This window comes from Dietzia sp. KRD202 (assembly GCF_017168155.1).
Taxonomy (GTDB): Bacteria; Actinomycetota; Actinomycetes; order Mycobacteriales; family Mycobacteriaceae; genus Dietzia; species Dietzia kunjamensis.
Genome location: NZ_JABFAN010000017.1, coordinates 1 through 2,062, shown reverse-complemented (window position 1 = coordinate 2,062; position 2,062 = coordinate 1). Strand labels below are relative to the sequence as shown.

Sequence of the window (2,062 nt, the reverse complement as noted above, 5' to 3'; positions counted from 1 at the left end):
CTGTAGGTTTTTAAGGCACATTCACGGCGCCAGGCGGGCCGCCGCGGGAGCCCTCGTCCACCCCGCTGGGGCCGCGGGTTTCAGGCGCAGCATGACGTCGGCATCTGGTTTCGGAAGAGGCCGGCCACGATGCGCAGGCTTTCGCTCATGGTCAGGTACGGCGCCCAGGTGTCGGCCAGATCGTCGACGGTCATGCCGCTTTTGATGGCGTAGGTGGCCGCCAGCATGATCTCCCCGGCCCCGTCCGCCAGAGCGTGCACGCCCAGAACCTTGCCGCTCACGGCGTCGGCGACGAGCTTCACCGCCCCGCGGGTGTCGTGCTGGACGAGCGCCCGGGGGACATCGGACAGGTCCAGGACGCGGCAGTCGCACGCGTGCCCTCGGGTGAGGGCCTCGTCCTCGGTCAACCCCGCCGAGGCCAGCTGGGGCCGGGTGAACACGACCGCAGGAAAGCCGGCGTAGTCGACCCGAGCTGCCGGCGGGTACCTGTCCTCGGTCAGGGCGTTGAGCGCGGCGGCCCGACCGCCGGCGGCGGCGGCGTAGACGTACTGGGGAGCCCCCGAGACGTCACCGGCGGCCCAGACGCGCGGGTTGGAGGTGCGCTGGGTCTGGTCGACCACGACGAAGCCGCGCTCGTCCACGTCCACACCGGCAGCGGCCAGGTTCAGGCCGTCGGTGCGGGGCAGGCGTCCGGTGGCCACCAGGACCTGCGCGCCGCGCACCTGTTCGCCCGAGTCCGTGGTCACCACCACCTCTCCTGCGGGGCCTGGTTCGCGGGCCACAGTGGTCGCGCGCTCTTCGACCACGGTGATGCCGTCGTCGGTGAAGACTTCCCGAAGTCTCTGGGCCAGCTCCGGCTCGGCGTGCGGCGCCAGACGCCCGACCACAGAGACCCGGGTGCCGAGGTGAGCGAACAGCTGGGCCTGCTCCATCCCGACGTACCCGCCACCGATAACGACCAGGGACTCAGGCAGCTCGGTCAGCTGCATCGCGGTGGTGGACGTCAGCCGGTCCACAGAGTCGAGACCGACCACCTCCGGGATGGCGGGGGTGGCACCGGTGGCGACCAGATAGGCCCGGGCCCGCAGCGCCTGGCCGTCGACGGCCAGGGTGTCCCCGTCCAGGAAGCTGGCCTGGCCTGGGCGGACCTGGAAGCCGTAGGCAGCGGCCACATCGGCGTACTTCGCATCACGCAGGCGCTCGATGAGTGCGTCCTTCTGGGCCACCAGATCGCCGAGGTTCACCGGTGCGGCTGACGTTGGGGCACCTTTGAAGGGATTGGTGAGCGCGGCGTGCCGGGCCCCGGCGGCCGCCAGGAGCGTCTTGGACGGCACGCAGCCGATGTTCACGCACGTCCCGCCCAGAACACCGCGCTCAACCAGCACGACGCTCTTACCGGCCTGGCTGGCCGCGATGGCGGCGGACATCGCCGCGCCTCCTGAGCCGATCACGGCCAGATCGACGTCGTAGTCCACACCCATTTGCCCACCTTCCTTCGCGTGACCCCTCTTCAGCGTCCATAGTGGACGTTCCAGCACAGGGGAAGGTCAAGGCGAACATGGACGAGAGCCGAGAAAGGGGCCACTGTGCGCATCGGTGAGTTGGCCGTGGCCAGCGGCACCACAACCAAGACGCTGCGCTTCTACGAAGAAGCCGGCCTACTACCTGCGCCTGAGCGCACCGCCAACGGATACCGCGACTACACCCCTGCGGCCCTGGCGCGCCTGGACTTCGTTCGCCGCGGCCGCACCGCTGGGCTCACCCTGGCCCAGATTCGCGAGATCCTCGACATCCGCGACGCCGGAGTCGCACCCTGCCAGCACGTGCACGCCCTGCTCGAAGCCCACCTGGGCGACCTGGACCGCCAAATCGCCGACCTGCAAGCACTGCGACACACCGTCGCGCACCTTCACCACAGTGCCACCACCAGCGACCCCACCAAATGCGACACCACGACCGTCTGCCGCTATCTGTGACCAGACCGGTGCTCGCGTGTATCGCCATGAGCAGATGCCGCCACAGAGCGTCGACAGAACCCCGCCATATAACGGCGAAAGCCACA

At 69.4% G+C, this 2,062-nt stretch carries 2 protein-coding genes; one reads left to right on the top strand and one right to left on the bottom strand.

Going from position 1 to position 2,062, the window contains the following annotated elements; genetic code table 11:
- Nucleotides 1-80: 80 nt before the first annotated feature.
- Nucleotides 81-1,481 carry a mercury(II) reductase gene (gene merA, locus J1M64_RS12595; RefSeq protein ID WP_017838447.1) on the bottom strand — a complete coding sequence of 467 codons (1,401 nt, stop codon included), beginning with the start codon at nt 1,479-1,481 and terminating at the stop codon, nt 81-83.
- 105 nt (nt 1,482-1,586) lie between these two features.
- Here merA and J1M64_RS12590 point away from each other — a divergent pair, with 105 nt between their 5' ends.
- Nucleotides 1,587-1,976: a heavy metal-responsive transcriptional regulator gene (locus tag J1M64_RS12590; protein ID WP_007928756.1), complete on the top strand. Its 390-nt coding sequence runs from the start codon at nt 1,587-1,589 to the stop codon at nt 1,974-1,976.
- Nucleotides 1,977-2,062 lie beyond the last annotated feature (86 nt).

Coding starts and splice junctions, on each gene's coding strand:
- merA (WP_017838447.1), bottom strand. CDS start 1,481: ATGGGTGTGGACTACGACGTCGATCTGGCCGTGATCGGCTCAGGAGGC.